General features: G+C 70.5%; 19 protein-coding genes and 5 pseudogenes. 10 read left to right on the forward strand and 14 right to left on the reverse strand.

What is annotated here, in order from left to right:
* The first annotated feature begins 49 nt into the window (after nt 1–49).
* Nucleotides 50–1420, forward strand: a complete 1371-nt coding sequence (locus BJF85_RS00900; protein ID WP_083665819.1) for an HNH endonuclease signature motif containing protein — start codon at nt 50–52, stop codon at nt 1418–1420.
* On the opposite strand, the gene BJF85_RS00905 is transcribed toward BJF85_RS00900, so the two are convergent.
* Nucleotides 1417–2289 (reverse strand): arylamine N-acetyltransferase, encoded by an 873-nt coding sequence (locus tag BJF85_RS00905; protein WP_255375296.1) that lies wholly within the window; start codon nt 2287–2289, stop codon nt 1417–1419. The genes BJF85_RS00900 and BJF85_RS00905 overlap by 4 nt on opposite strands.
* 229 nt (nt 2290–2518) lie before the next feature.
* Between BJF85_RS00905 and BJF85_RS26320 the strand changes: the two genes are divergently transcribed.
* Genes BJF85_RS26320 through BJF85_RS00930 form a run of 4 tightly spaced genes read left to right on the forward strand, consistent with a single transcriptional unit; the run spans nt 2519 to nt 6281 of the window.
* Entirely contained in the window at nt 2519–4384 is a 1866-nt protein-coding gene (locus tag BJF85_RS26320) for an MDR family MFS transporter (RefSeq protein ID WP_187346847.1), read from the forward strand.
* Between the two features lie 26 nt (nt 4385–4410).
* Complete coding sequence (locus tag BJF85_RS30950) at nt 4411–4992, forward strand: collagen binding domain-containing protein (RefSeq protein ID WP_187346848.1); 582 nt, start codon at nt 4411–4413, stop codon at nt 4990–4992.
* 31 nt (nt 4993–5023) lie between these two features.
* The gene (locus BJF85_RS00925; RefSeq protein ID WP_075845351.1) at nt 5024–5473 is read left to right on the forward strand and encodes a cupin domain-containing protein; all 450 of its coding nucleotides are present in this window, start codon (nt 5024–5026) and stop codon (nt 5471–5473) included.
* Between the two features lie 43 nt (nt 5474–5516).
* A complete protein-coding gene (locus BJF85_RS00930) occupies nt 5517–6281 on the forward strand; it encodes an SGNH/GDSL hydrolase family protein (protein ID WP_075845352.1) in 765 nt (254 codons plus the stop codon).
* Between the two features lie 82 nt (nt 6282–6363).
* Here BJF85_RS00930 and BJF85_RS00935 read toward each other — a convergent pair.
* The 5 genes and pseudogenes from BJF85_RS00935 to BJF85_RS00955 form a co-directional block, all read right to left on the reverse strand.
* Nucleotides 6364–7757 (reverse strand): annotated as a pseudogene (locus tag BJF85_RS00935) (SPFH domain-containing protein).
* A gap of 231 nt (nt 7758–7988) precedes the next feature.
* A complete protein-coding gene (locus tag BJF85_RS00940; RefSeq protein WP_075845353.1) occupies nt 7989–8420 on the reverse strand; it encodes an NfeD family protein in 432 nt (143 codons plus the stop codon).
* 108 nt (nt 8421–8528) lie between these two features.
* Nucleotides 8529–9341: a DUF3097 domain-containing protein gene (locus BJF85_RS00945; RefSeq protein ID WP_075845354.1), complete on the reverse strand. Its 813-nt coding sequence runs from the start codon at nt 9339–9341 to the stop codon at nt 8529–8531.
* An 88-nt stretch (nt 9342–9429) separates the two neighbouring features.
* Nucleotides 9430–10223 (reverse strand): annotated as a pseudogene (locus tag BJF85_RS00950) (SCO1664 family protein).
* Nucleotides 10224–10262: 39 nt separating this feature from the next.
* A pseudogene (locus tag BJF85_RS00955) lies at nt 10263–10840 on the reverse strand (DUF3090 domain-containing protein).
* Between the two features lie 104 nt (nt 10841–10944).
* On the opposite strand from BJF85_RS00955, the pseudogene BJF85_RS00960 reads away from it, so the two are divergent.
* The 3 genes and pseudogenes from BJF85_RS00960 to BJF85_RS00970 all read left to right on the forward strand — a co-directional run bounded on the left by BJF85_RS00960 (nt 10945) and on the right by BJF85_RS00970 (nt 14321).
* A pseudogene (locus tag BJF85_RS00960) lies at nt 10945–12882 on the forward strand (S9 family peptidase).
* The gene (locus BJF85_RS00965) at nt 12879–13814 is read left to right on the forward strand and encodes an LD-carboxypeptidase (RefSeq protein ID WP_075845355.1); all 936 of its coding nucleotides are present in this window, start codon (nt 12879–12881) and stop codon (nt 13812–13814) included. Before BJF85_RS00960 ends, BJF85_RS00965 begins: the two are co-directional and overlap by 4 nt.
* Nucleotides 13815–13904: 90 nt before the next feature.
* On the forward strand, nt 13905–14321 hold the full coding sequence (locus tag BJF85_RS00970; RefSeq protein WP_075845439.1) for a TIGR03668 family PPOX class F420-dependent oxidoreductase: 417 nt from the start codon (nt 13905–13907) through the stop codon (nt 14319–14321).
* On the opposite strand, the gene mptB is transcribed toward BJF85_RS00970, so the two are convergent.
* The 7 genes and pseudogenes from mptB to BJF85_RS01000 all read right to left on the reverse strand — a co-directional run bounded on the left by mptB (nt 14290) and on the right by BJF85_RS01000 (nt 22022).
* The gene (gene mptB / locus BJF85_RS00975) at nt 14290–15912 is read right to left on the reverse strand and encodes a polyprenol phosphomannose-dependent alpha 1,6 mannosyltransferase MptB (protein ID WP_075845356.1); all 1623 of its coding nucleotides are present in this window, start codon (nt 15910–15912) and stop codon (nt 14290–14292) included. The two genes, BJF85_RS00970 and mptB, sit on opposite strands and share 32 nt — an antisense overlap.
* Nucleotides 15913–15973: 61 nt before the next feature.
* Nucleotides 15974–17647 (reverse strand): ABC transporter ATP-binding protein, encoded by a 1674-nt coding sequence (locus BJF85_RS00980; protein WP_075845440.1) that lies wholly within the window; start codon nt 17645–17647, stop codon nt 15974–15976.
* A gap of 68 nt (nt 17648–17715) precedes the next feature.
* A pseudogene (locus BJF85_RS00985) lies at nt 17716–18596 on the reverse strand (ABC transporter permease).
* Nucleotides 18593–19612 carry an ABC transporter permease gene (locus BJF85_RS00990; protein WP_075845357.1) on the reverse strand — a complete coding sequence of 340 codons (1020 nt, stop codon included), beginning with the start codon at nt 19610–19612 and terminating at the stop codon, nt 18593–18595. Before BJF85_RS00990 ends, BJF85_RS00985 begins: the two are co-directional and overlap by 4 nt.
* Before the next feature lie 8 nt (nt 19613–19620).
* Entirely contained in the window at nt 19621–20514 is an 894-nt protein-coding gene (locus tag BJF85_RS30955) for an ABC transporter substrate-binding protein (RefSeq protein ID WP_369822042.1), read from the reverse strand.
* Nucleotides 20457–21443: an ABC transporter substrate-binding protein gene (locus tag BJF85_RS30960; RefSeq protein WP_369822043.1), complete on the reverse strand. Its 987-nt coding sequence runs from the start codon at nt 21441–21443 to the stop codon at nt 20457–20459. Before BJF85_RS30960 ends, BJF85_RS30955 begins: the two co-directional genes overlap by 58 nt.
* Nucleotides 21444–21626: 183 nt before the next feature.
* Nucleotides 21627–22022, reverse strand: a complete 396-nt coding sequence (locus BJF85_RS01000; RefSeq protein WP_075845358.1) for a hypothetical protein — start codon at nt 22020–22022, stop codon at nt 21627–21629.
* A gap of 143 nt (nt 22023–22165) precedes the next feature.
* Here BJF85_RS01000 and BJF85_RS01005 point away from each other — a divergent pair, with 143 nt between their 5' ends.
* Nucleotides 22166–22984, forward strand: a complete 819-nt coding sequence (locus BJF85_RS01005; protein ID WP_075845441.1) for a M55 family metallopeptidase — start codon at nt 22166–22168, stop codon at nt 22982–22984.
* Nucleotides 22985–23011: 27 nt separating this feature from the next.
* Here the strand turns inward: BJF85_RS01005 and BJF85_RS01010 are convergent, their stop codons facing one another.
* Nucleotides 23012–23518 carry a DUF6069 family protein gene (locus tag BJF85_RS01010; protein WP_083665832.1) on the reverse strand — a complete coding sequence of 169 codons (507 nt, stop codon included), beginning with the start codon at nt 23516–23518 and terminating at the stop codon, nt 23012–23014.
* A 213-nt stretch (nt 23519–23731) separates the two neighbouring features.
* Between BJF85_RS01010 and BJF85_RS01015 the strand changes: the two genes are divergently transcribed.
* Nucleotides 23732–24721, forward strand: coding sequence for a malate dehydrogenase (locus BJF85_RS01015; RefSeq protein ID WP_075845359.1), 990 nt, complete (start codon nt 23732–23734; stop codon nt 24719–24721).
* Nucleotides 24722–24745 lie beyond the last annotated feature (24 nt).

The raw sequence follows: 24745 nt of genomic DNA on the forward strand, positions 1-24745 counted from the left end.
GGGTTGCGCCCTGACTGCAGTGTGATGGTTCCGGTTTTAGGTCGACGGGATGACACTTCGGTGGGCGGGTTTGTGGGTGGGGTGGGTTGGCGGGTTTGGCCTTGCTTCGCTTCGGCGGTGGCGATTCGTCGTGGGTGTTTTGGTTACTTTTCGTGGTGGTTCGTTGTCATGCTTGTGGGTGGTGTTTGGCGCCCACTTGTTCGGTATTATTGGGTTTGTGAGAAATGTTGATGGGATAGTTGATCGGGCTCGCTCGGTGCTTGCCTTGCGGGCTCGGGCTGATGCTGCTGAGGTTTCGTTTCTTGCTTCGCTCGACCCTGGAGCGTCGTCTGACTCGTTGGAGCGCCGGTCGCTTGCCGAGGCGTTGGCTCCTGAGCTTCGGTTGTCACCCCAGGGGGTTCTCGACCGCATCCACACTGCGCTTGCTCTGACCTACCGGATGCCTCGGCTGCTTGCGGCTATGCGCCGGGGCCAGGTGGATCGGTATTGCGCGGAGCGTGTTCTGAACGTTGTCTCACCTGTCGGTGATTCCGACGCGCTTGAGGTCGACCGGCTACTCGAAGAGAAGCTGTCCCGGCTATCTCTTACTGCGTGGCAACCTCGGAACATGGCCTGGCACGCCTCTCAGATCGTCAAGCAAGTCGATCCCGGTGCTGAGACCGCTGCCGCCCGCATGGCCCACGAAGGACGCAAGGTCGTGCTCGATCACGGCGTCTACGCCCAGTCGCGGATCTCCGCCGACCTACCCTCCGACATTGCCTCGGCCGCGTACGCCCGGGTCGACGCGATGGCTCGGAAGCTCCGCCTCTCCGGCTCCTCACGCAACCTCGACCAGCTCCGCGCCGACGTCTTCGCCGACCTGCTCCTCGGCAACGACCCCGGCGTCACCGTCCCCCAGTCCGCCGCGATGGTCTACCTGCACATGCCCGTCGACACGGCCCTCTCGATGTCGGAGACGGGAGCCTCGATCGACGGGATCGGGCCGGTGCCCGCCGCGTATGCGCGGGAGATCATGACGAACCCCAAGTCGGTCTGGCGGAAGGTGCTCTGCGACCCGGCCACCGGCAACCCCGTCGACCTCGGCCGATCCAGCTATCGTCCGAACTCGACGATCCGCAAACTCGTCCAGGTCCGCGACCGGATGTGCGTCGTCCCCTGGTGCCGCCGACCAGCCCGACACTGCGACTTCGACCACCAGAAACAGTGGGCCAAAGACGGCGGCTCGACCTCCACCGACAATGCCGCGCCCCGCTGCCGCCGGCACCACCGGCTCAAGAACGCACCCGGCTGGATCAGCCAGTACGACCCCGGCCACGGCACCTCGTCGATCACGACGCCCCTCGGGGTCACCTACACCGACAAACGCGAAACCGTCCTGACACCGCGATCGCCGGATCCCGACGAACCGCCGCCGTTCTAACCCGCGGCCCGCTCCGCTGCCTCCATCGCCTTCAGCAACGTGGCCGCCTCGGCATCCGACAACACCACACCCAACTCGACCAACCGCTCCCGCACCTCGGCCACGTCCACGGTCGTCTCGTCCTTGGTGCCGTCCGGGTACTCCCGCACGAGCTTGCGGCCCAACAGCTGGGTACTCACACCCGGCTCCAACTTCATCGCGATCAAGCCCCGCGTGAACGGCGACTTCGGATGGGTGGCCACGTAGTGGTTGAACACCTCGTAGTCGACCGGACGTTGCGGCGTCTCGTAGAACGCGTACTGCGGCTCCCAGCCGTCCGCGGTGCGCTTCTCCAACGTCCAACCCCCATCGGCGAAACCACCCCGCACCAACCTCGTCGGCCAGCCCGCCTGATCGGCCTCCGCACCGTCCTCCAACGGCATCGGACGCAACACGCTCGCGCCGAAACCCACATCGGCCAGGAAACGAACACCGTCGACCGTGACGGCCAAGTTCATGTGCGACTTCGGTCCGTTGCGATGCGGCTGCACCCGCGCCGTCATCCGCACCACGTCGTAGCCCAGGCGTTCCAGTACCGCGGCGAACAACAGGCCGTGCTCGTAGCAATAGCCGCCGCGCCGGCGATCGACCAACTTCGCCTGCACATCGCCCAGATCCAGCGACGGCGGACGGCCCGAGAACGGATCGACGTTCTCGAACGGGATCGACCGCACATGCGCCTCGTGCAACGCGGCCAACGCCTCCGCCGACGGCGCCCCCACAACGCCGCCGACCCGTGCCAGATAGGCATCCAGATTCAACGCATCGACCGTCCACGGGTCCGTCGTCACCGCGGCGTCGGTATCGGAGTGTGCTGTCTCAGTAGTCACCGACCCAGACTCACACCTACACCGCACTCGAGGTCAACACACGACACCAACGCCACGTGAACCGGCCCGGCCGCATCCCCTGAACGGGCGGGTCATACCCGAACCCGGGAATATGTAGTTGCAGCAATCAAGTTATTTGTTATGTTGTCATAACCGTTCCCGCACGTCTGTCCTCAGGGGGTTCACCACGTCCGCACCAGCCCAGACCGTCGACGATCCGCACGCGGCCATGTCGAAACGCGAGATCATGCAGGCGTTCGTCGGCCTGCTGCTCGCCCTGCTCGTCGCGATCCTGTCCTCGACGATCGTGTCCAACGCGCTCCCCCGCATCATCGCCGACCTCGACGGCACGCAGAGCCAGTACACGTGGGTCATCACGGCGATGCTGCTGACGTCGACGGCCACCACGCCGATCTGGGGCAAGCTCGCCGACCTGTTCAGCAAGAAGATGCTGTACCAGCTCGCGATCGTCATCTTCACGATCGGCTCGGTGCTCGGCGGGTTCGCCCAGTCCATGCCCGAGCTCATCACCTACCGCGCCCTCCAGGGCATCGGCATGGGCGGACTGCAGGCACTCGTCCAGGCCGTGATCGCCGCGATGATCTCCCCGCGCGAACGCGGCCGCTACTCCGGCTACATCGGCGCGACGTTCGCCGTCGCCACCGTGTCCGGCCCCCTGCTCGGCGGCATCATCGTCGACTCACCGCTCGGCTGGCGCTGGTGCTTCTGGGTCTGTGTGCCCATCGCCGTCATCGCGTTCATCGTGCTGGGCAAGACCCTCAAACTGCCCGTCATCACCCGCGACGTGAAGATCGACTGGCTCGGCGCCACCCTCATCGTCGGCGGCGTCGCGCTGATCCTCATCTGGGTCTCGCTCGCCGGCAACCAGTTCGACTGGTGGTCGATCACCACCGCGCTGTACCTCGGCGGGGCCGTGCTCGCGCTCGGACTCGCAGTCCTCGTCGAAGCGAAGGTCGCGGAGCCGGTCGTGCCGCTGGCGCTGTTCCGGAACCGCTCGTTCAGCCTCGCCGTCATCGGCACGCTTGCCGTCGGCACCGCCATGTTCGGCGGCGCGGTGTTCCTGGCGCAGTACTACCAGATCGCGCGCGGTTACTCCCCCACGCACGCAGGCCTGATGACCATGCCGATGGTGCTCGGCCTCTTCGTCTCCTCCACGGTTTCCGGCCAGGTCGTCTCGCGCATCGGCCGCACGAAACCGTTCCTCGTGACCGGTGCCGCGCTGCTCGTCGTCGCGCTCGGCCTGCTCGGCACCATCGACGCCGACGTCGACCTCGTGCAGATGGGCGTCTATCTCGCGATGATGGGCGCCGGCACCGGCATGCTCATGCAGAACCTCGTGCTGGTCGCGCAGAACACCGTCGGCATGCGCGACGTCGGCTCCAGCACCGCGGTCGTCACGTTCATCCGCACCCTCGGCGGCTCGGCCGGCGTGTCCGCGCTCGGCGCGGTGCTGGCCGCCAACGTCGCGACCTACATCGCCGAGGGCGCCGCCGAACGCGGACTGCCCACCGGCGGCGGCCCCGGCGGGGGCGCAGGCACCCTCGACGTGGACGCCCTGCCCGCACCGGTGCAGGACATCGTCCGGCACGCCTACGGCGACGCCCTCGGCGACATCTTCCTCATCGCCGCCTGTGTCGCCGTCGTCACGCTCGTCGCGGTGTCGTTCATCAAGGAAACGCCGCTGCGCAGCACCCTCGACATCGCCGAGGAGCCCGCCGGCACCGACAGCACGGAGGGCGCAGCCGTGCCCGCCCCGACCCCGGCGGTCGTCGCGAGCCCGGCCCGGACGGTCGTCACCGGGGTCGTCACGGCCGGCGGACACCCCGTGCCGGGTGCGACGCTGACCCTCACCGACGCGACGGCGCCCAGATCGACCTCGGCAGGACCGGCGAGGACGGCACGTACCGGGTCGGCAGCCGCGAGCCCGGGCGCTACACCCTCATCGCCGCCGCCGAGGGTCTGCAACCGTCGGCCCGGTCCGTCGAACTCGGCACCGCGGCCGATCCGGCGACGGAATCAGCGACGACATCAGCGACGACATCAGCGACGACACTGCGCCGGGACATCGCGCTGACCGGGGCCGGCCAGATCAGCGGGCGGGTGCGCACGCAGCAGGCCCGGCCCGTCGGCGGCGCCACGGTGGTCCTGACCGACTCCGGCGGTGACGTGCTCGACGCGAGCCTCACCGGCGGCGACGGCTGGTACCGGTTCGGCGACGTGTCCGGCGGTGCGTACACCCTCGCCGTGACCGCGCAGGGCTACCGGCCCCAGGCGACCCCGGTCCGCATGACCACCGGGCAGCAGCTGGCCCAGGACGTGGAGCTGGCCGCGACCGGACGTCTCGCGGGCATCGTGCGCTCGGAACTCAGCGGTCAGGCGGTCGCCGAGGCACGCGTGGTGCTGCTCGACGCCGACGGCACCGTCGCGGGCGTGACCCTGACCGGCACCGACGGCACGTACCGGTTCGACGACGTCGACCACGGCCGCTACACCGTGATCGCCAGCGGATACGGCCCGGCCACCGCCACCGTGGACGTCCCGGACGGAGACGGCTCGCTCGACTTCGACCTCGGCTACTCCGCGGGCGGCGTGGCCGGCGACGGCACATTCGACAACAGCGCTCGCGGGAACAACCCCGTCGGGCACGACGGTCTCCGGACGGGCCGGGCCGATGAGGAGTGACCGGCGTGGGGAGGCCTTCTATAGTCCGGGGATGTCGACACCGAACCGTCCGCCGCTGGCCGCCGCCCTCGACCTCGAGCCCCATCCGGAGGGCGGTTGGTACCGCCGTACGTGGGCCTCGGACCACACCCACCGGCCCGAGGGCTATCCCGGGGACCGTCCACTCGCGACCGGCATCCACTACCTGCTGGAGGCCGACCAGGAGTCCGCGTGGCACCGGGTGCGCAGCGACGAACTGTGGCTGTGGCACCGCGGCGGCCCGCTGACGCTCCTGCTCGGCGGGAGCGGCGACGAACCGGCCCCGAACCCGCAGCGCCACGTCCTCGGGCCGGACGTCGAGCACGGCCAGCACCTGCAGGTCCTCGTCCCCGGCGACGTCTGGCAGTCCGCCCGGCCCGCCGCCGACGAGGAGGTGCTCGTGTCGTGCATCGTCTCCCCCGGCTTCGACTTCGCCGACTTCACCATGCTGCCGAGGGACTGAGCGTGTGCTCGACCACACCACATCCGAGATTAGGGTCAGAAGCATGATCGAGCGGTTCGTCGTACTGGGAGACTCGTTCACCGAGGGTGTCGGCGACGACGACCCCGCCTATCCGAACGGCGTGCGCGGCTGGGCCGACCGGGTTGCCGAGGCGCTCGCCGCCACCAACTCCGCACTCGGCTACGCCAACCTCGCCGTGCGCGGACGGCTCCTCGACCAGGTCGTCGCCGAACAGATCGAACCGGCACTGGCGCTGCGGCCCGACCTGGTGACGCTGTACGCGGGCGGCAACGACCTCATGCGACCTCGGCCCGACATCGACCGGCTCGCCGAGACCTACGACGTCGCGGTCGGCAAGCTCGCCGCCTCCGGCGCCACGGTGGTGCTGTTCACCGGCGTCGACGGCGTCGAGGACCCCGTGTTCCGGAAGATGCGCGGCCGCACCGCCGTCTACAACGAGCACGTCCGCCTCATCGCCGCCCGGCACGGCGCGGTCGTCGTGGACATGTGGGCGATGCGCGAGCTGCGCGACCGTCGCATGTGGTCGGAGGACCGCATCCACCTGGGTCCCCACGGGCACACCGCCGTCGCCAGGGCCGCCCTCGACGCTCTCGGCGTGGCCCACGACATCCGCCCGGTCGAGCTCGGACAGCGGCCCGTCCAGACCGACGCGCAGCGGCGCGCCGAGAACCTGAACTGGGCCCGCACCCACGTGCTGCCGTGGATCGGCCGGCGCGTGCGGGGCACGTCCTCCGGCGACGCCGTGACGCCGAAACGGCCCGAGCTCGCCCCCGTCAGTCCGGCCTGACCCCGAACGACCGAGGGCCGTTCCCACGACTGCGGTGGGAACCGGCCCTCGGTACGTGTGCGCTCCTACAGGCGCCGCGGTCCTACTGCTGCCGCGGCGGGCCGCCGAACGGACCGCCCTGCTGCGGCGGGAACTGCCCGCCCTGCGGAGGCTGCGGACCCCCGTGCGGCCCACCCTGGGGGCCGCCCTGCTGGGGAGGCTGCTGCGGCATCTGCGGCCCGCCCTGAGGCGGCTGCTGCGGGGCCTGCTGCTGGGGCGGCGGAGTCTGCGGCGCCGACGGCTGGACCGGCGGTACCGGGGGCAGCTCCGGAGTCGGCGACTGCTCCTGGGCGGGCGACTCCTCGTCCTTCTGCTGCTCCTGTTCCGAACCGGTCTGGACCGGCTGACCGCCGCCGAGCGCCTGCAGCGCGGCAGGCGGCGGGGTCGGCGCGGCCGGGGTGCCGGTCAGCGGGCCGACCTCCTGGCGGGCGACCTTCTCGGCCTCGCGCACGGCCTCGCGGACGCTCGGGTCCGACTGGGTGTCGAACCAGGAGGCGACCTCCTCGTCCTCGAGCGGCGGCATCTCCGTGTCGTCGTCGGCCGGCGGCTCGTACCGGAACACGCCGTCCTCGCCCGGGGCGCGAGCTGGCGGGCGAAGCCCTCGAGGGCCTTGCCGTACTCGCTCGGGATCATCCAGACCTTGTTCGCGTCACCCTGCGCCATCTGCGGCAGCGTCTGCAGGTACTGGTAGGCCAGCACCTCCGGCGTCGGCTTGCCGGCCTTGATCGCGGCGAAGACCTTCTCGATGGCCTTGGCCTGACCCTGCGCCTGCAGGTAGCGGGCGGCACGTTCACCCTGGGCCCGCAGGATCCGCGACTGACGCTCGGCCTCGGCGTTCAGGATCGCGGCCTGCTTCGAACCCTCGGCCGAGAGGATCTGGCTCTGCTTCTGGCCTTCCGCAGTCTTGATGGCGGACTCACGCTCACCCTCGGCGGTCAGGACCATGGCGCGCTTCTCGCGGTCGGCGCGCATCTGCTTCTCCATCGAGTCCTGAATGGAGGGTGGCGGGTCGATCGCCTTCAGCTCGACGCGGGCCACGCGGATACCCCAGCGGCCGGTCGCGTCGTCGAGGACGCCGCGCAGCTGCTGGTTGATGTTGTCCCGCGAGGTCAGCGCGTCCTCGAGGCTCATGCCACCGACGAGGTTGCGCAGCGTCGTCGTGGTCAGCTGCTCGACACCGACGATGTAGTTCGAGATCTCGTAGACCGCGGCGCGCGAATCGGTGACCTGGAAGTACACGACCGTGTCGATCGAGACCGTCAGGTTGTCCTGGGTGATCACCGGCTGCGGCGGGAACGAGACGACCTGCTCGCGCAGGTCGACCTTCGCCCGCACCTTGTCCAGGAACGGAACGAGGAAGTTCAGGCCGGGACCGGCCACGAGCTTGAACCGCCCGAGCCGCTCGATGACGGCCGATTGAGATTGTGGCACCACCATGAGCGCTTTCGAGATCGTGACGACCACGAGAAGCGCGATGACGGCGACAACAATGATTCCTGCTGTCGACACGTATTTCTCCCCTTCACTGTGCGGACCGGTCGGTCTGATGTGGGCACGCCTTACGCGGGTCCACTCCGGTCAGCGTCTGTTGGATGCGCACACGGTGTCGGCGGTTCCGCGTGCTGTTGCTGCGGCGTGCCCGCCACCGTCACGTCCACGGCAGATCACTCAGAACTCGGATGCCACCACGGCCGTGGCTCCCTCGATCTCCACGACCGTGACCTGAACACCCTCGTCGATGACGTAGCCATCGGCCATCGCCCGCGCCGACCAGGTGTCACCGGCGAGCCGGACCTGGCCGCCGTGGACGTCGACGCGCGAGAGCGTCGTCGCGTGCGAGCCGACGAGGGCCTCGGAATTGGTCTTGATCTCGGGGCCGGCCAGGAACCGGCGTTTGAGAGCGGGTCTGGCGAGGAGCAGGAGGCCACCGGAGGCGACCGCGAACACGGCGACGTCGATGTACAGGTTGCCCGTGAGCGCGTCGGCGCCTGCCGCGGCGAGTGCACCGAAACCGAGCATCAGCAACACGAAGTCGCCGGACAGCACCTCGCCCACGATCAGGAGTACGCCGATGATGAGCCAGATGAGTGCCGCTGTCATGTACCCATGCTCCCAGATCCGTTACGCCGAGATGAAGCGGATCACACGCCGTGACTCATACGTGATCTTCTGCTGACCTCGTGGTTCCGGGCACGATTCCGGACCTGGTCACGCGCCCGGTTCGGTCACGAAGTCGATCAGCCGTTCGACCGCCCCGATGAGCGGGGTCTCCACATCGCGGAAGCTGCTCACTCCGCCGAGTACGCGTTGCCAGCCCTCGTAGGGCTCGCCCCAGCCGAGGGCGTCGCACACGCCGCGCTTCCACTCGGTGCCCATGGGGATCCGCGGCCAGGCGTCGATACCGAGGACGTCCGGCTTGACCGCCTCCCAGATGTCGACGTACGGGTGGCCGGTGATCAGCACGTTCTCGTCGGTGATCGCCTCGACGACGCGCGATTCCTTGCTGCCGGGCACGAGGTGGTCGACGAGCACGCCGAGCCTGCGCCCGGGGCCGGTGCCGAACTCGGCGATCGCGGCGGCCAGTTCGTCGACGCCGTCGAGGGGTTCGACGACCACGCCCTCCACGCGCAGGTCGTGGCCCCAGATGCGTTCGACGAGCTCGGCATCGTGCTTGCCCTCGACCCAGATGCGCGAATCGCGCGCCACCCGTGCCCGCAGCCCGTCGACGTGCACCGAACCCGAGGCCGACCGCGTGGAGGCGGCCCGCTCCGGTTGCGGCGCGCGGGCCGGCACGAGCGTCACCGGTTTGCCCTCGACCAGGAAGGCCGCGGGGCCGAGCGGGAAGACGCGGTGCTTGCCGTGCCGGTCCTCGAGGACCGCGTTGCCGTGTTCGAGGCGCACGAGCGCACCGCAGAAGCCGCTCGCCGGGTCCTCCACGACGAGCCCCGGCTCGGCCGGAACCTCGGGGACCTTGCGCTTGCGAGCGCCGGACAGGATGTCGCCATACGAGTGGGATCGCACGACCCGACAACCTAGTCGTCGAACCCGGCCCACCCCGGTAGCGCCACGCGTGCCGCGGCGCGGAGCCGCCGGTCGGCAGCGGAGAAGTTCAGAACAGCGGCCAGGGAATGGCCTGCCATTCGCCGCTCGGGGCCGGGTGCACCCCGGCGGCGACGAGTTCGTCGGTGCGGGCGGCCAGCGCGGCGATCTCGTCGGCGGTCAGGTGCTCGGACAGCGTCTGCCCGAGGTCGCGGTCGAGCGTCCAGCGCAGTTTGCGGAGCTTGTCGAGCGCCTCGTCCGGCAGCGGCTCGCCCGTCCAGCCCCACAGCACGGTGCGCAGCTTCGGGTCCGTGTGCAGGCAGATGCCGTGGTCGATGCCGTAGATGCGGCCGTCGGTGCCGGGCAGGATGTGCCCACCCTTGCGGTCGGTGTTGTTGACGACGACGTCGAGGATCGCGAGTTCACGCAGTCCCGGCAGGTCGGCGTGCGCGACGAGCAACGGCTCGCCGTCCTCGCTCGCGGCCCGCAGCACCACCCGCCAGCCGGCGGGCAGGTCGGCGGGCGCCAGGACGTCCACCAGCTCGGTGGCGTCGGCGGTGTCGATCCACAGCTGGACCATGCCGGTGCCGAACGGTCCGTCGCGCAGCACCGTGGGCGGCACCCGGCCGATCTCGGCGGCCTCGGCGATCAACGCGGTGGCGACCTCGCGGCCGGCGAGGGTGCGTCGGGGAAGTCCCACAGCGGCCGTTCCCCGGACAGCGGTTTGTACACGACGTCGGCCTGCATGCCGTCGAGCTCGACCGAGCCGAACAGCGTCAGGTTCGAGGCGTCGACGAGCCTGCCCTCGACGTCGAGCCGGCCGCGGGTGATCAGTTCGACGACGGCCGGATCGGCCGGGTCCACCGCGTTGCGCGCGTCGGGCTCGTTGTCGGACACGTCCGATCAGCTCTCGTCGGTGAGTTCCGAGTCGCGCCGGTACCCGTTCTGGCGCGGGCAGATGTGCCCGGCCGGGTCCAGCGGCTCCCCGCACAGCGGGCAGGGTTTGCGACCCGCGCCGACGACCCGGTCGCGCGGGCGGCGAACGCGCGCGCCGAGGCGGGGCTGAGGAACACGCGTACGGCGTCGGGGCCTTCCTCGGTGTCGTCGAGGACCACCGTCTCGTCGACCTCGCCCTCGGTGACGGCGAGCAGTTCGATGACGACGGCCTGGCTCTCGGCGTCCCAGCCGAGGCCCATCGTGCCGACCCGGAACTCCTCCTCGACCGGAACCGTCAGCGGTTCGTTGTCGAGCAGGTCGTCGGGGGCCTCCTCGGGGACCTCGGCGTCGAATCTGCTGGCGATCTCCTCGAGCAGCGAGCTGAGACGCTCGGCGAGCACGGAGACCTGCTGCTTCTCGATGGTCACGCTGATGGTGCGCGTGTCCTCGGAGGCCTGCAGGTAGAAGGTGCGATCGCCGGGTTCCCCGACGGTTCCCGCGACGAACCGGTCGGGCTGGCGGAAGACGTGGATGACACGAGCCATGGCCCCTCCGACCCTAAGCCAACTTCCGCTCCGGGTCTCGTCCGGGTGCGGCGCGTCTCTTGATCTTCCCCCACGTCGGCGCCGTCCGCTCTAGGGTGGCGCGCATGTCTGCGACTGTTCCCTTCGGCACCTGGTCGTCCCCCATCTCCGCCGCCGACGTCGCGGCCGCCGACGTGACCCCGCAGTGGCTCGATGTCGTCGACGGAGCCGTGTGGTGGGCCGAGGCGCGTCCCGCGGAGGGCGGCCGGGTCGCGTTGGTGCGTTCGGCCGCCGGCGAGCCCGGCAGAGAGCCCCAGGAGGTGCTGCCCGGCCCGTGGAACGTGCGTAACCGGCTCCACGAGTACGGCGGCCGACCGTGGACCGTCACCGGCGACACCGTGGTGTTCACGCACTGGGCCGACCAGCGCATTCATGCCCGCGACCTGTCCAGTGGCCAGGTGCGACCCCTGACCCCGGAGCCGGCCGAGCCGCACGGCGTGCGCTTCGGCGACCTGCGCCCGGGCCGGGTCGGCGAGGTCTGGGCTGTGCGCGAGAGCGTCGTCGGCGCGCGGCGCACGGACATCGACCGGGACTTGGTGGCGGTCGGACTCGACGGGCAGGTCCGGTCGCTCGCGGCGAGTCACCGGTTCATGACCGGGCCCCAGATCTCCCCCGACGCGCCCGCGCCGCCTGGTTCGGCTGGGACCACCCGGCCATGCCGTGGGACGAGACCGAGGTGTGCGTCGCCGACGTCGACCCGTCCGGCGCGTTCGGAGCGCACCGGGTGGTCTTCGGCGGCGCCGGGGTGTCGGTGTGCCAGCTGGAGTGGGAGGACGCGACGACGCTGCTCGCGGTCGCCGACCCGGACGGCTGGTGGAACCTGCACCGCGTCGACGTCACCTCCGGCGCGCCGGCGCGGTCGCCCCGGTGGAGGCCGAGCTGGGTGGGCCGCTGTGGAAGGTCGGCTCCCGGTGGACGGCGACGCTGGGCGGCGGCCGGCACGCGGTGCTGGCCTCGGGCGCGCTGGGCGTGCTGGACGAGTCCGACGGCACGCTCACGCCGGTCGCGCCCGAACTGACGAGCTGGGGCGCGTCGATCGCGGTGCTCGACGGCGACGTCGTCGGCATCGCAGCCGGTCCGACGTCCGAGCTGGCCGTCGTGCGGGTGCGGACGGCCGACTCGGCGGTGCGGCACCTGACACCGCAGGCCGTGGTGCCACCCGCGGACTACCTCTCCGTGCCCGAGCGGCGCACGTTCCGTACCCCCGAGGGCGAACTCGTCCCCGCGTACGTCTACCCGCCGCGCAACCCGGACATCACACCGCCCGACGGCGAGCGTCCGCCGTATCTGGTGCACGCCCACGGTGGTCCCACGGGACGCAACGCCCCGGTCCTCGACCTGGACTTCGCCTACTTCACCAGCCGTGGGATCGGCGTCGTCGCGGTCGACTACGGCGGTTCGACCGGGTACGGCCGGCGGTACCGGGAGCGGCTGCGCGAGCAGTGGGGCGTGGTGGACGTGGCCGACTGCGCCGCGGTGGTCGACGCGCTCGCCGCCGAGGGCACGCTCGATCCGCAGCGGGTGGCCATTCGCGGTGGCAGCGCCGGCGGGTTCACCGCGGCGGCATCGATGACGACGGTCGACACCTACCGCGCGGCGACGATCAAGTTCCCGATCCTCGACCTGTCCGGGTGGACCGACGGTGGCGGGGAGACGCACGACTTCGAGTCCCGCTACTTGGACGGCCTCGTCGGCCCGCTGCCGGAGCGACCGAGCGATACCGCACGCGCTCCCCCAGTCACAACCTCGACGGACTGGGCGGTCCGGTGCTGATGCTGCAGGGCCTCGAGGACGAGATCTGCCCCCCGGAGCAGGCCGAACGGTTCATCGACGCCCTCGACGGCAGCGGGATCCCACACGCCTACCTGACGTTCGAGGGCGAGCAGCACGGGTTCCGCAAGGCCGCCACGATCGTCGCGGCCCTCGAGGCCGAGCTCGCGTTCTACGGTCAGGTGTTCGGCTTCGCCACCCCGGGCGTCGCACCCGTCGAGCTGCGCCGATGACCGCGGCGACGCCCCCGGCACCGACCGTGCTGCCGATCCCGCGGGGCCTGCGGCCGGGCGACACGGCCGCGTTGGTCGCCCCCTCCGGGCCGGTTCCCGAACAACTGCGCACCCAGGCGGTCGAGGCGTTCACGGCGTGGGGGCTGACCGTGGAGGTGTTCGACAGCGTCACGGCACGCCACCCCCGGTATCGGTATCTGGCCGGCACCGACGAGCTGCGCGCCGCCGACTTCCAGGCGGCGTGGACGCGGCCCGACATCGCTGCGGTGATCGCCGCCCGCGGTGGGTACGGCGCGCAGCGCATGATCGACCTGGTCGACTGGGACGCCGTCCGCGCCGCCGGGCCGAAGCTGTTCGCCGGGTCGAGCGACATCACCGCGTTGCACGCCGCGCTCGCCCACAGGGTCGGGGTCTCCACCGTGTTCGCCACGATGCCCGCCTCCACACACTTCGACGACACGGCCGCCGACAGCCTGCGCGCGGCGCTGTTCGACCCGGCCGGCACCCGCACCGTGCAGGGCCCGAACGCGCGCAGCCTCGTCGAGGGCCGGGCGTCGGGGCCGACGGTCGGCGGCAACCTGTGCCTGCTGGCCGCCTGCGCCGGCACACCGGAGCAGCAGTGCGCCGCGGGCGCGGTGGCGTTGCTGGAGGACGTCGGCGAGGACCTCTACCGGCTCGACCGGCTGCTGACCCAGCTGCTGCGGTCGGGCTGGTTCGACGGCGTCGCCGGGATCGCGCTGGGGTCGTGGACCGCCTGCGGCGACCCGGCCGCCGGCACGGTCGAGGAGCTGATCGTCGAACGGCTCGGCCCGTTGGGCGTGCCGATGGTGTGGGACCTGGGGTTCGGCCACCACCGGGGCGCGCTGACCGTGCCGCTCGGTGTGCCTGCGGTGCTCGACGCCGACGCGGCGAGCCTGACCGTCAACCCGTGACCGTCGACGCGTGCCTGTGACTGCGTGATGATCACTGCATCCGTGATCGTCAGGGCGCGGGTGCGATCCGTGCGCACTAGCCTCGGCGGTATGCAGCTCTCGGAATCGGAGTCCCGGTCCCGCTTCACCGGCGCCCGCGCCGCGACCCTGGCCACGGCCGACGCCGACGGCGTCCCCCATCTGGTGCCCATCACGTTCGCCGTCGACGGCGACACCGTCGTGTTCGCGATCGACGACAAGCCGAAGACCACGACGAACCTGCGGCGGCTGCGCAACATCGCCTCCAACCCGGCTGTGTCGGTGCTGGTGGACCACTACGAGGACGACTGGCGGCGCCTGTGGTGGGTGCGGGTCGACGGGACGGCGACGGTGCACGAGGACGGTCCGGAGCGCATGGCCGCGGTGCGGTCGCTGAGCATGCGGTACCCGCAGTACGAGGACCTGCCCCCGCGGGGACCGGTCGTGGCGATCGCCGTCAGCGCCTGGCGCGGCTGGTCGGCGAGCTGAGGGGCAGCTCGGGATTGCGCACGTCCCGGCTGCGCGGGTCCTCCTTGCGCCAGGCCGAGACGAGACCGAGCGGATCGGGCCGCAGCAGCGACGCCGCGGCGTAGAGGCTCGCGGCGACGACCCCGATGATGAACAGCCAGTGGTACAGGCTCTGCTCACCGGTCGGGTAGTACACGAGCACGAGGAACACCGAGATGCCCACGACCGCGGCCAGGTGCTCGCGCTTCCAGCGGAACAGCGACAGGATCACGAAACCCCAGGTCAGGTACCACGGCAGCGTCGGCGGCGCGAAGATCGCCACCGTCAGCAGCGCGACACCCATGCGGAAGATCGTGTTGTTCTCGTCGCCGTTGCGGGCCAGCCACCACTGGCGCACCACGATTGCGGCGAGCACGAGCCAGCCGATGCTGCGGGCGACGTCGATGAACGGCCCCGGCGGCACGTCGACGACCGTCTTGACGAGCGTGTGGACGGCCTCGCCGACCCCGCTCGGGAAGTTCAGCCAGTTGACGATGATCTGCGGGGCCGACAGTCCGCCGACCCAGCCGAGGTTGAACGAGCCCAGCGACACCCAGGTGCCGGCGACGAACACCGCGCCGAAGATGCCCAGCGACGGCGTGACGGCGCTGACGAACCGGCGGAACAGGCTCTTGTCCGCCGGCATGTGGTTCGCCCAGATCCACACGAGGAACGGCAGCGCGATCGCCGCGGTCGGCTTGATGAGCATGCCGATGGTGACGAGCACGATCGAGGTGACGTGTTTGCGTTCCAGCGCCGCGAGCACGCCGACGGCGAGCAGGCCGACCATGAGCAGGTCGTTGTGCGGGCCGCCGACGAGGTGGATGACCATCATCGGGCTGGCCACCGCGAGCCACATCGTGACCGGCAGGTTGCCGCCGAGCTTGCGGACCAGCCGCGGCAGCGCCCACAGCAGCGCGGCCAGACCGGCCAGCAGTACGACGCGCATGACGATGACGCCGGCGATCACATTGTCGCCGGTGACCCCGACGACGCTCTGCGAGATCCACAGGAACAGCGGTCCGTAGGGCGCGGGCGTGGTCTGCCACAGCGGGTGGACGTTCTCGACCACCATCGGCAGCGTCTCGAGTGCCCGCGGCCCGTACGCGTACGGGTCGAGGCCGTGCAGCAGCTGCGCGCCCTGACCGAGGTAGGAGTAGACGTCGCGGGTGAACAGCGGCGGCGCCACCATCAGCGGCGCCATCCACGACAGCGCGGCGATGACGACCGGGCGGGTGCCGACCCGTCCGGCGAGCACGTAGCGCCCGAGACGGATCCACGCCCACACGACGAGACCGAACCCGAGGTACAGCAGGCCCGTCATGAGCACCTTGCCGTGCCCGAACCGCACCCACGCCAACGGACCGTCACTGAGGATCGGGTCGTGCACCAGCACGCCCGCCGCGCCGAACGACGCAATGAGCACCAGAACGCTGCCGACGAGGCCCATCACGATGGTGCGCAGCGGGAACCGCGGCTCGTCGCGGTGCGCGTCGGCCGGCAGGAAGGTGTCAGCGATGCCCTTGTCGGTCCGGGTTCCGGAACCGGCGGCGGGGTCGGTGGTGGTCGCCATACTGGAATTTGAGGTTACACACCACGTTTGCCGGCTTTGGTATCACCCGGCGCATACGAACTCACGCAGTGTGCTCGTTCGGCAACGCCTCGAGCAGTGCCCGGGTGTAGTCGTGCCGCGGCCGCACCAGCACCTCGTCGACGTTCCCGATCTCGACGAGTTCGCCCCGGTACATGACGGCCACACGGTCGGCGATGTTCCAGGCCAGACCGAGGTCGTGGGTGATCACGAGCGCGGCCAGGCCCAGTTCGCGGCGCAGGCGCAGCAACAGTCCCAGGATCTCGCCGCGCACCGACGCGTCCAGCGAGGCGACCGGTTCGTCGGCGACGAGGACGCCGGGTTGCAGGGCGAGGGCACCGGCGATGACGACGCGCTGGCGCTGTCCGCCGGAGAGCTCGTGCGGCAGCCGGGAGAGGAACTGCTCGGCCGGTCGCAGCTCGGCCGCCTCGAGCGCGGCGACGACGCGGGCGTGCTCGTCGCCCTCGAGCCCGTGGATACGGGGACCCTCGGCGACCGATTCGTACACGGTGTGCCGCGGGTTCAGGGCGCTGCTGGGATCCTGCAATACGAGCTGGACGTGTCGCCGGTAGGCCCGCAGCGCCGCGGACGACGAGGGCACGGGGTCACCGCCGTGGAGCACCCGGCCCGACGTGGGGCGCTGCAGGCCCAGCAGCGTCCGCGCGAGGGTGGTCTTGCCCGACCCGGACTGGCCGACGAGCGCGACGATCTCCCCCGCGTGCACGTCGAGGTCCACACCGGCGACCGCGGGCACGGTCGCGCCCGTCCGGTCGCGGAAGTGCACCCGCAGCTCCCGCGCGGACAACAACGCCGGTGCGTCGGACTCCGGCGCCGTGCTCTCCGCGGCGGTTTCGGGAGCGGCGGTTCGAGGGGCGCTGTCCGCGGATGCCGTTTCCTCGGCTGCCGGCTCCGGGGTTCGGGTCGCGGGCCGGTAGCGCGAGGCAGGATCACCCACGGTGGGGAACGCGCCGGCGAGCGCCTGGGTGTGCTCGTGGCGGGGTGCGGACATGACCTCCTTCGACGCACCGGTCTCGACGATCTCGCCCTGGTACATCACGGCGATGCGCCGGCAGGTGGCCGCGAGCACGGACAGGTCGTGGGTGATGAACATGAGGCCGATGCCGCGTTCGGCGACGAGCCTGCCGAGCAGGTCGAGCACCTGCGCCTGGACGACGACGTCGAGGGCCGTGGTGGGCTCGTCGGCGATGACCAGGCTCGGCCGGCAGGCCAGTGCCATCGCGATCATCACGCGCTGCTTCTGCCCGCCGGACAGTTCGTGCGGATACGACCGCGCCTTGGCCGCGGGCAGGTCGACCTGGGCGAGCAGTTCCTCCACCCGCGCGTCGACGTCGGACTCGGTGGCGAGGCCGTGGAGCCGGAGGGGTTCGGCGATCTGCCGGCCGACACGCTGTACCGGGTTGAGCGCGTGCATCGCGCCCTGGAACACCACCGACGCCTCCGACCACCGGACCGCGCGCAGCCGTCCCCAGCGCATGCCGCCGACGTCCTCCCCGTCGAGCAGCACCTGCCCGGTGACGGTGGCCGACCTCGGCAACAGTCGCAGCACGCTCGCCGCGACGGTGGACTTGCCCGAGCCGGACTCCCCCGCGATGCCGAGCGTCTCGCCGCGGTCGATGGTCAGGTCGACGCCGCGCACGGCCTCGACGTCGCCGTCGGCGGTGCGGTAGGTGACGCCGAGGTCGCGCAGTTCGAGCAGCGGCGCCGCGCTCTCCCGGGCCGGTTCGCCCGTCGGTTCGCCGGTCGATGCTGGTGCTGCCTGGTCGGTCACCGGTCCCCCTTGAGCCGCGGGTTGAGCACGGTTTCGAGCGCGCGCCCGACGAGCGTGAACGACAGGACCACGGCGACGATCATGATGCCGGGTGGAAGCAGGTACCACCACGCGCCAGCGGTGACCGCGCCCGAGGAGTTGGCCCGGTCGAGCATCGAACCCCACGAGATCTCCGGGCCTGCCATGCCGAGGAAGGCCAATGTGGACTCGGCGATGATCGACCCGCCCACGACGAGCGTCGTGTTGGCGAACACCAGCGGCAGCACCGACGGCAGCACGTGCTTGCCGATCACGTGCGCGTGGCCGCCGCCGAGCGCCTTCGACCGTTCGATGTACGGGCGGCCCTCGACGGCGAGGGTCTGGGCGCGCACGAGCCGGGCGGTGGTCGGCCAGGACGTGGCGCCGATGGCGAGGATGAGCGTCCACATCGACTTCGGCAGCACCGCCATCAGCACCGCGGCCAGCACGAGTGCGGGCAGCACGAGGAAGAAGTCGGTGATGCGCATCAGCACCGCCGACACCCAGCCGCCGAAATGGGCCGACACGATGCCCACGAGCGTGCCGACCAGCACCGACAGCAGGGTCGCGGCGAAGCGACGAGCAGCGACACCCGCGCGCCCCAGAACGTCAGCAGCGCCACCGACCGGCCCGTCTCGTCGGTGCCGAGCCAGTACTGCCCGCTCGGCGGTTCGAGGGCCGCGCCGCTCGCCCCGACGACGTCGAGTCCCGTCGTGTCGATCAGCAGCGGCGCCGCGAGCGAGGCGACGACGAGCAGGGCGATGAACCCGGCGCCGACGAGCCCGCCCCGGTTGCCGCGGAACTCCCGCCACACCTGCGCGGCCGCCGCCCGCCGCCGCTGCCACACCGGGGCGCTCATGAGGCACGCACCCGAGGATCGACCACGCGGTAGAGCAGGTCGGCGAGCAGGTTCATCACGATCACCGAACCGGCCAGGATCACGAACACCCCTTGCAGGACCGGCAGATCCGGCCCGTTGAGCGCCTCGTAGGTCAGCAGGCCGAGCCCCGGCCACGAGAACACCGCCTCGACGGTGACCGTGCCCGACACGACCATGCCGAATTGCAGGAAGATCAGCGTCATCGTCGGCAGCAACGCGTTCGGCACGGCGTGCCGTCTGCGCACGAGGTCGTCGCGCAGGCCCTTCGCCCGCGCGGTCTGCAGATAGTCGGCGCCCATCTCCTCGAGCAGCGAGGAGCGCATGACGAGCATGTACTGCGCGTAGACCACCAGCAGCAACGTCAGGCACGGCAACGTCAGATGCCACGCGACGTCCAGCACCTGCGCGGCCATGCCGTCCGGGGTGTCGACCGAGCTCATGCCCCGGCTCGGGAACACGCCCTGTGCGGCGATGAGCAGCAGCATGCCCAACCAGAACTGCGGCATGGACCAGAGTGCGAGCGCGATGCCGGTTTGCGTGCGGTCGAACATGCCGCCGCGGCGCCACGCCGCACGCACCCCGAGCCACATGCCCAACAGCACCGCCAGCACCGTCGCGGTGCCGACGAGCAACAACGTGGGCCACACGCGCTCGCCGATCATCTCCGCGACGGGCCGCCGGTACATGTACGACATCCCGAAATCGCCGGACAGCAGTCCGCCGAAGTACTCGACGAACTGCTGCCACAACGGCTTGTCCAGACCGAGCCGTTCCCGCAGGTGCGCCAGCTGCTCGGGGCTGGTCGGCCGTTCCCTGGTCATCGTGGCGAGCGGATCGCCGGGGATGATGCGGAACAGGAAGAACCCGAGTGCCACGACGAAACCGAGGCTCAGCAGCGCGCCACCGACCTTGCCCGCGACGTAACGCAGCGTCGAGGTGCCCGTGCGACGTTCGTCCGGGTCGGCAGGAGGCTGTCCGGTCGTGCTGACGCTCACCGGGTCCCCTACTCGCGGTCGTCCGCGGACGCCTTGCGGCGCATCAGCACCGTGCCGCCGCCGGCCAGGGCCGCGAGCGCCACCACGCCGATGGCGACCCACGCGCCGGTGGGCAGCCCGCCACCGCCACCGCCCTCGACCGGGCTCGCACCGGCGAAGCCCCAGTAGCCGCTCTGCTCCATGATCACGCCGTCACCCTCGGGCTGGCGCGGGAAGCCGGTCCACCGGTCGGAACGGTAGGCCTCGAGGGTCTGCTGATACGTCAGCACGTAGCTGGGCACGTCGCGGTACACCATCGCCTGGGCGTCCTTGACGATCTCCGCGCGCTGCTCGGTGTCCATCTCGGCCAGCTGCTGCCGGTACAGGTCGTCGAACTCGGGGTTGCAGTAGAACGCGCTGGTGCGCCCACTGCCCTCGGACGTCGGCAGGGCGTCGCACGTCTGCATCGACAGGACGTAGTCCGGGTCGGGGTTGGTGCCGTAGCCGGAGATCGCCAGGTCGTACTCGCCGCCGGTCGTCTTCTCGTCCATCTCGTTGTCCGAGACCATGTCCTTGGTGACCTCGATGCCGATGTCACCGAGCCAGCCGACGATGTAGTCCGCGGTGCGGACGTGGAACTCCTCGCTCGAGCGTGCGGTGAGGGAGAACTCGAGCGGTTCGCCGTCGGGCGTGCGCCGCACCCCGTCCGGCCCCTGCTCGTATCCCGCCTCGTCGAGCATCTGGTTCGCGCGCTCCGGGGCGAACGCATACGCCTCGTCGGCCGGCGGCTCGTAGTGGAAGTCCTCGTAGATCTCGGGCACGAGCCCGCCCGGCTGCTGGCCGTAGCCGCCGAGCGCCCGGTCGATCAGCTCCTCGGTGTCGATGGCGCGGGCGACGGCCTGCCGGACCGTGCGGTCCTCCAACGCGGCGTGGCCGTTGCCGATCGGCTCGCCGTCCTGGTTCTCGCGCCCGGGTTCATCAGCAGATCGGTGTAGCGGCGGCCGTTGGCCTGGCTCGTGGTGATGCCGTCGGTGCCCTCGAGCGCGTCGAACTGCGCCGGGGTCAGCCGGTTGACGAAGTCGATCTCGCCGGCCTGCAGCGCCGACACCGCGGCGTCGGCGTTCTCGTACTGGATGAACTGCAGCTCGTCGACCTCGACCTGGCCGCGCCAGAAGTGCTCGTTGGCCTCCAGCCGCAGCAGCCGGTTCGGCTGGTGCTCGGTGATGACGAACGGGCCGCTGCCGACCCCGACCACGTCGATCGTGTCGGTCTCGGCCGCGGACACGTCGTCGATCTCCGACCAGATGTGCTCCGGCACGATCGGGATGTCCAGCGCCGTCATGCTCGCCTGCGGCTCCGACGTCGTGATCTCCACGGTGTGCTCGTCGGGCGCGGAGACCGTCTCGAAGTTCTCGACGTAGTTGCCGTTGGCCTCCGCGGCCACCGGGTCGTTCATGATCTTCTCGAAGGTGAACTTCACGTCCTCCGACGTGAGGTCCTCCCCGTCCGACCACTTCATGCCCTCACGAAGCTGGAACGTCCACGTCAGACCGTCCTCGGACGGTTCCCACGACTCGGCGACACCCCCGGTGGGAGTGGCGTCCTCGGCCGAGGGCGGGGTCAGGAACTCCCACGTCATCCGGCCGACCATCGTGCTCGAGGCGAAGATGGCGGTGAACGGGTTGAGGTGGTCGATCTCCTGTACGAGCGCGACGCGCAGCACCGACCGTTCGCCGTCGTCGCCCCCGTCCTCCTGGGCGCCCGCGACGGGTGTGAAGGGCCCCGCGATCAGCAGCGGCACCGCGACGGTGGCGAGCAGGGCCCTGCCACGCCGGGATCGACCAATACCCACAGTTACACCTCGTTCTCGGACGGAGAGGACCCGAAGCGCAAAAAATAACCACTTGCCCGAATGTGCTGTCAACGATTTGCCCAACGGTTTCCAAGCCGTAACCGACGGAAGTAGGTGGCGAACCGCCCCGGCACGCGTTTCGGAGGTGCCTGTTCCGGGTGGAGGCCGTCGTCGATGCGGTGATCAATGCGGCGCCAGGCCGTGCTCGATGAGAGCGTCCTCCAGCATCAGCCGGGCGATGTCGCGGTCCAGGCCGGCGCTGTCGTCGAGAATGTCCGAGGCGATCCCGGCCGCCGCACACGCCTCGGTGAGCAGCCCGTCGTAGCGCTCGTGAGCCTCCTGGCGGTGGAATCGCGAGGCGTCCGTCTCGAGGTTCTCCAGTGCGCGCCGGGCGCGGCGCAGATCGGCCGCGATGTGCTCGACCGGACGCCCCGGGGCCACGGGCCCGCCGCCGAGCCGCCTCCGACGCAGCGCTGCCGACGCGGCGCGGCGGACCAGGCCGGGCGTCGTCACGATGAGCGTCACCGCGACACTCGGGAACACGAAGATCGCGGCGTACACCAGCAACTCTGCGGGCATAGGCCAGGATAGGCCGATAACCGGCGAAACCGACACCCTCGCCGGGATGATCCTTTCCCCGAATCGGCGTGTGCGCGCGGGCGCGTGCGTCGTAGCCTGACGCCATGACGAGCGCTGCACCCGCCGCGGGTTCCCGGACGATCATGATCTCGGCCGACATGGAAGGCGTGACGGGGGTCACGTGGACCGACGACGTCGTGCCGGGCACCGACCAGTGGAACCGCTTCCGCACGCTGCTCACGGGGGACGTCAACGCCGCCGTCGGCGGCTTGTGCGCAGGCGGCGCCGACAGCGTGCTGGTCAACGAGGCGCACCTGTCGCAACGCAACCTGCTGCTCGAGGAACTCGACACCCACGCGCGACTGTTGACCGGGCGTCACAAACCACTGTCCATGATGGAGGGAATCGATTCCGGTGTGGACGGTGCCGTGCTGCTCGGCTACCACGCCGGCTCGGGCTGCGAGGGCGTGCTGTCGCACACGTACCTGCCCGCGCACATCACCGGGGTGTGGCTCGACGGCGTCCCGGCCAGCGAGGGAAGGCTCAACAGCGCCCTCGCCGCCGAGTACGGCGTGCCGATCCTCGTCGTCACCGGCGACGACGAGGCGTGCGCCGACGCGGCCGACTACGCACCCGACGCCGAGCACGTCGTCGTCAAGGAATGCATCAGCCGTTACTCGGCCGTGTGCGATCCCCCTGCGGTCACCGCCGAGCGCATCGCCGCGGCCGCGCAGCGGTCCATGTCGCGGGCCGGTCGCGGCACGCCGGTCGTGGAGTCGCACCGGATCGAGATCGAGTTCGACGCCAGTCATCTCGCGCAGGCGGCCGCCGTCGTGCCCACCGTCGAGGAGGTCTCCCTGCGACGGATCGGGTTCGACGCGGCGACGATGACCGACGCGATGAAGGCGTTCAAGGTCGTCACCGCGATCGCGGACGGCGCCGTGCAGGGCAAGTACGGCTGAGCGGGACCGGCGAAGCCGGTCGCGCGCTCAGTAGTCGTTGAGGGCGCGGCTGGCCATTCCGCTGACGAGGGACCCGATCGCGATGCCCATGACGATGTAGACGAGGGCGCTGGCGATCTGCACCTCGAGTTCGACCGTGATGGTGAAGGGCCACACGACGAACACGATCGTGACGAGGCCGACCACCCAGCCGAGGAACGACATGGGCCGCGGGGCGACGAGCATCAGCAGGTGCGCCAGCGCGGTCGCGAGGAACGAACCCACGACGCCGAAGCCGGCGAGCCACATGGCGCCGATGTAGTCGACGCCCGAACCGTCGACCGTCGCCGGTGCGATGACGGGGATGTCGAGCACGCCAGTGACCACCAGCGTCGCCACGACGCCGATCAGGGCAGCCACCAGCGCGGTCGCCGCGCCGCCCGCCCACAGCATGCCCGCGTTCACCCGGGGCGTCGACGTCGTTCGCCGCCGCTCGCCGTAATCGCCCTGATCACCGTACGAGTCGTAACCGTCGGATCCGTAGTAGCTGCTCACCGTGATCAACGGTAACGGGCCCCGGAGGTTTTCGCGAGACGTAACACGCCGGGAATGTCGGGTCCGGTTGCGACTGTCGCGCCCGGACCGCTCGTCGGCCGTTCGACCGCTCACGGCTCAATCGTTACAGGTGAGGCGACGCACCCGTTCGGATCCGGCGCCGCCGGATAGCATCCGAAGGACAAGCACCGAATCCATCAGCAGGAGAACGTCATGACCCAAGCCCCTGTCAACGTCACCGTTACCGGCGCCGCCGGCCAGATCGGTTACGCGCTGCTGTTCCGCATCGCGTCCGGTCAGCTGCTCGGCCAGGACACGCCGGTCAAGCTGCGGCTGCTGGAGATCCCGCAGGCGGTGAAGGCGGCCGAGGGCACCGCACTCGAGCTCGAGGACGGGGCGTTCCCGCTCCTGCAGGGCATCGACATCTTCGACGACGCGACCCAGGCGTTCCACGGCGTCAACGTCGGCCTGCTGGTCGGTGCCCGCCCGCGCACCAAGGGCATGGAGCGCGGCGACCTGCTCGAGGCCAACGGCGGCATCTTCAAGCCGCAGGGTGAGGCCATCAACGCCGGCGCCGCCGACGACGTGAAGATCCTCGTGGTCGGCAACCCGGCCAACACCAACGCGCTCATCGCCCAGGCCCACGCGCCGGACGTGCCGAAGGAGCGCTTCACGGCCATGACCCGCCTGGACCACAACCGTGCGCAGGCGCAGCTGGCCAAGAAGCTCGGCGTGGGCGTCGCCGATGTCAAGAAGCTGACGATCTGGGGCAACCACTCGGCCACGCAGTACCCGGACATCTTCAATGCCGAGGTGGCCGGCAAGAACGCCGCCGAGTCCGTCGGCGACCAGAAGTGGCTCGAGGACGAGTTCATCCCGCGCGTGGCCAAGCGCGGCGCCGAGATCATCGAGGCCCGCGGTGCCTCGTCGGCCGCCTCGGCGGCCAACGCCGCCATCGACCACGTCTACGACTGGGTCAACGGCACCGCCGAGGGTGACTGGGTGTCGATGGGCATCCCGTCCGACGGTTCGTACGGCGTGCCGGAGGGCATCATCTCCTCGTTCCCGGTGACCACCAAGAACGGCGCCTACGAGATCGTGCAGGGCCTCGAGGTCAACGACTTCTCCCGCGGCAAGATCGACGCCTCGGTGGCGGAGCTGACCGAGGAGCGCGACGCGGTGAAGCAGCTCGGCCTCATCTGAGCCGACCGGTGCCGAAACGGGGCC

This window comes from Saccharomonospora sp. CUA-673 (assembly GCF_001942305.1).
Taxonomy (GTDB): domain Bacteria; phylum Actinomycetota; class Actinomycetes; order Mycobacteriales; family Pseudonocardiaceae; genus Prauserella.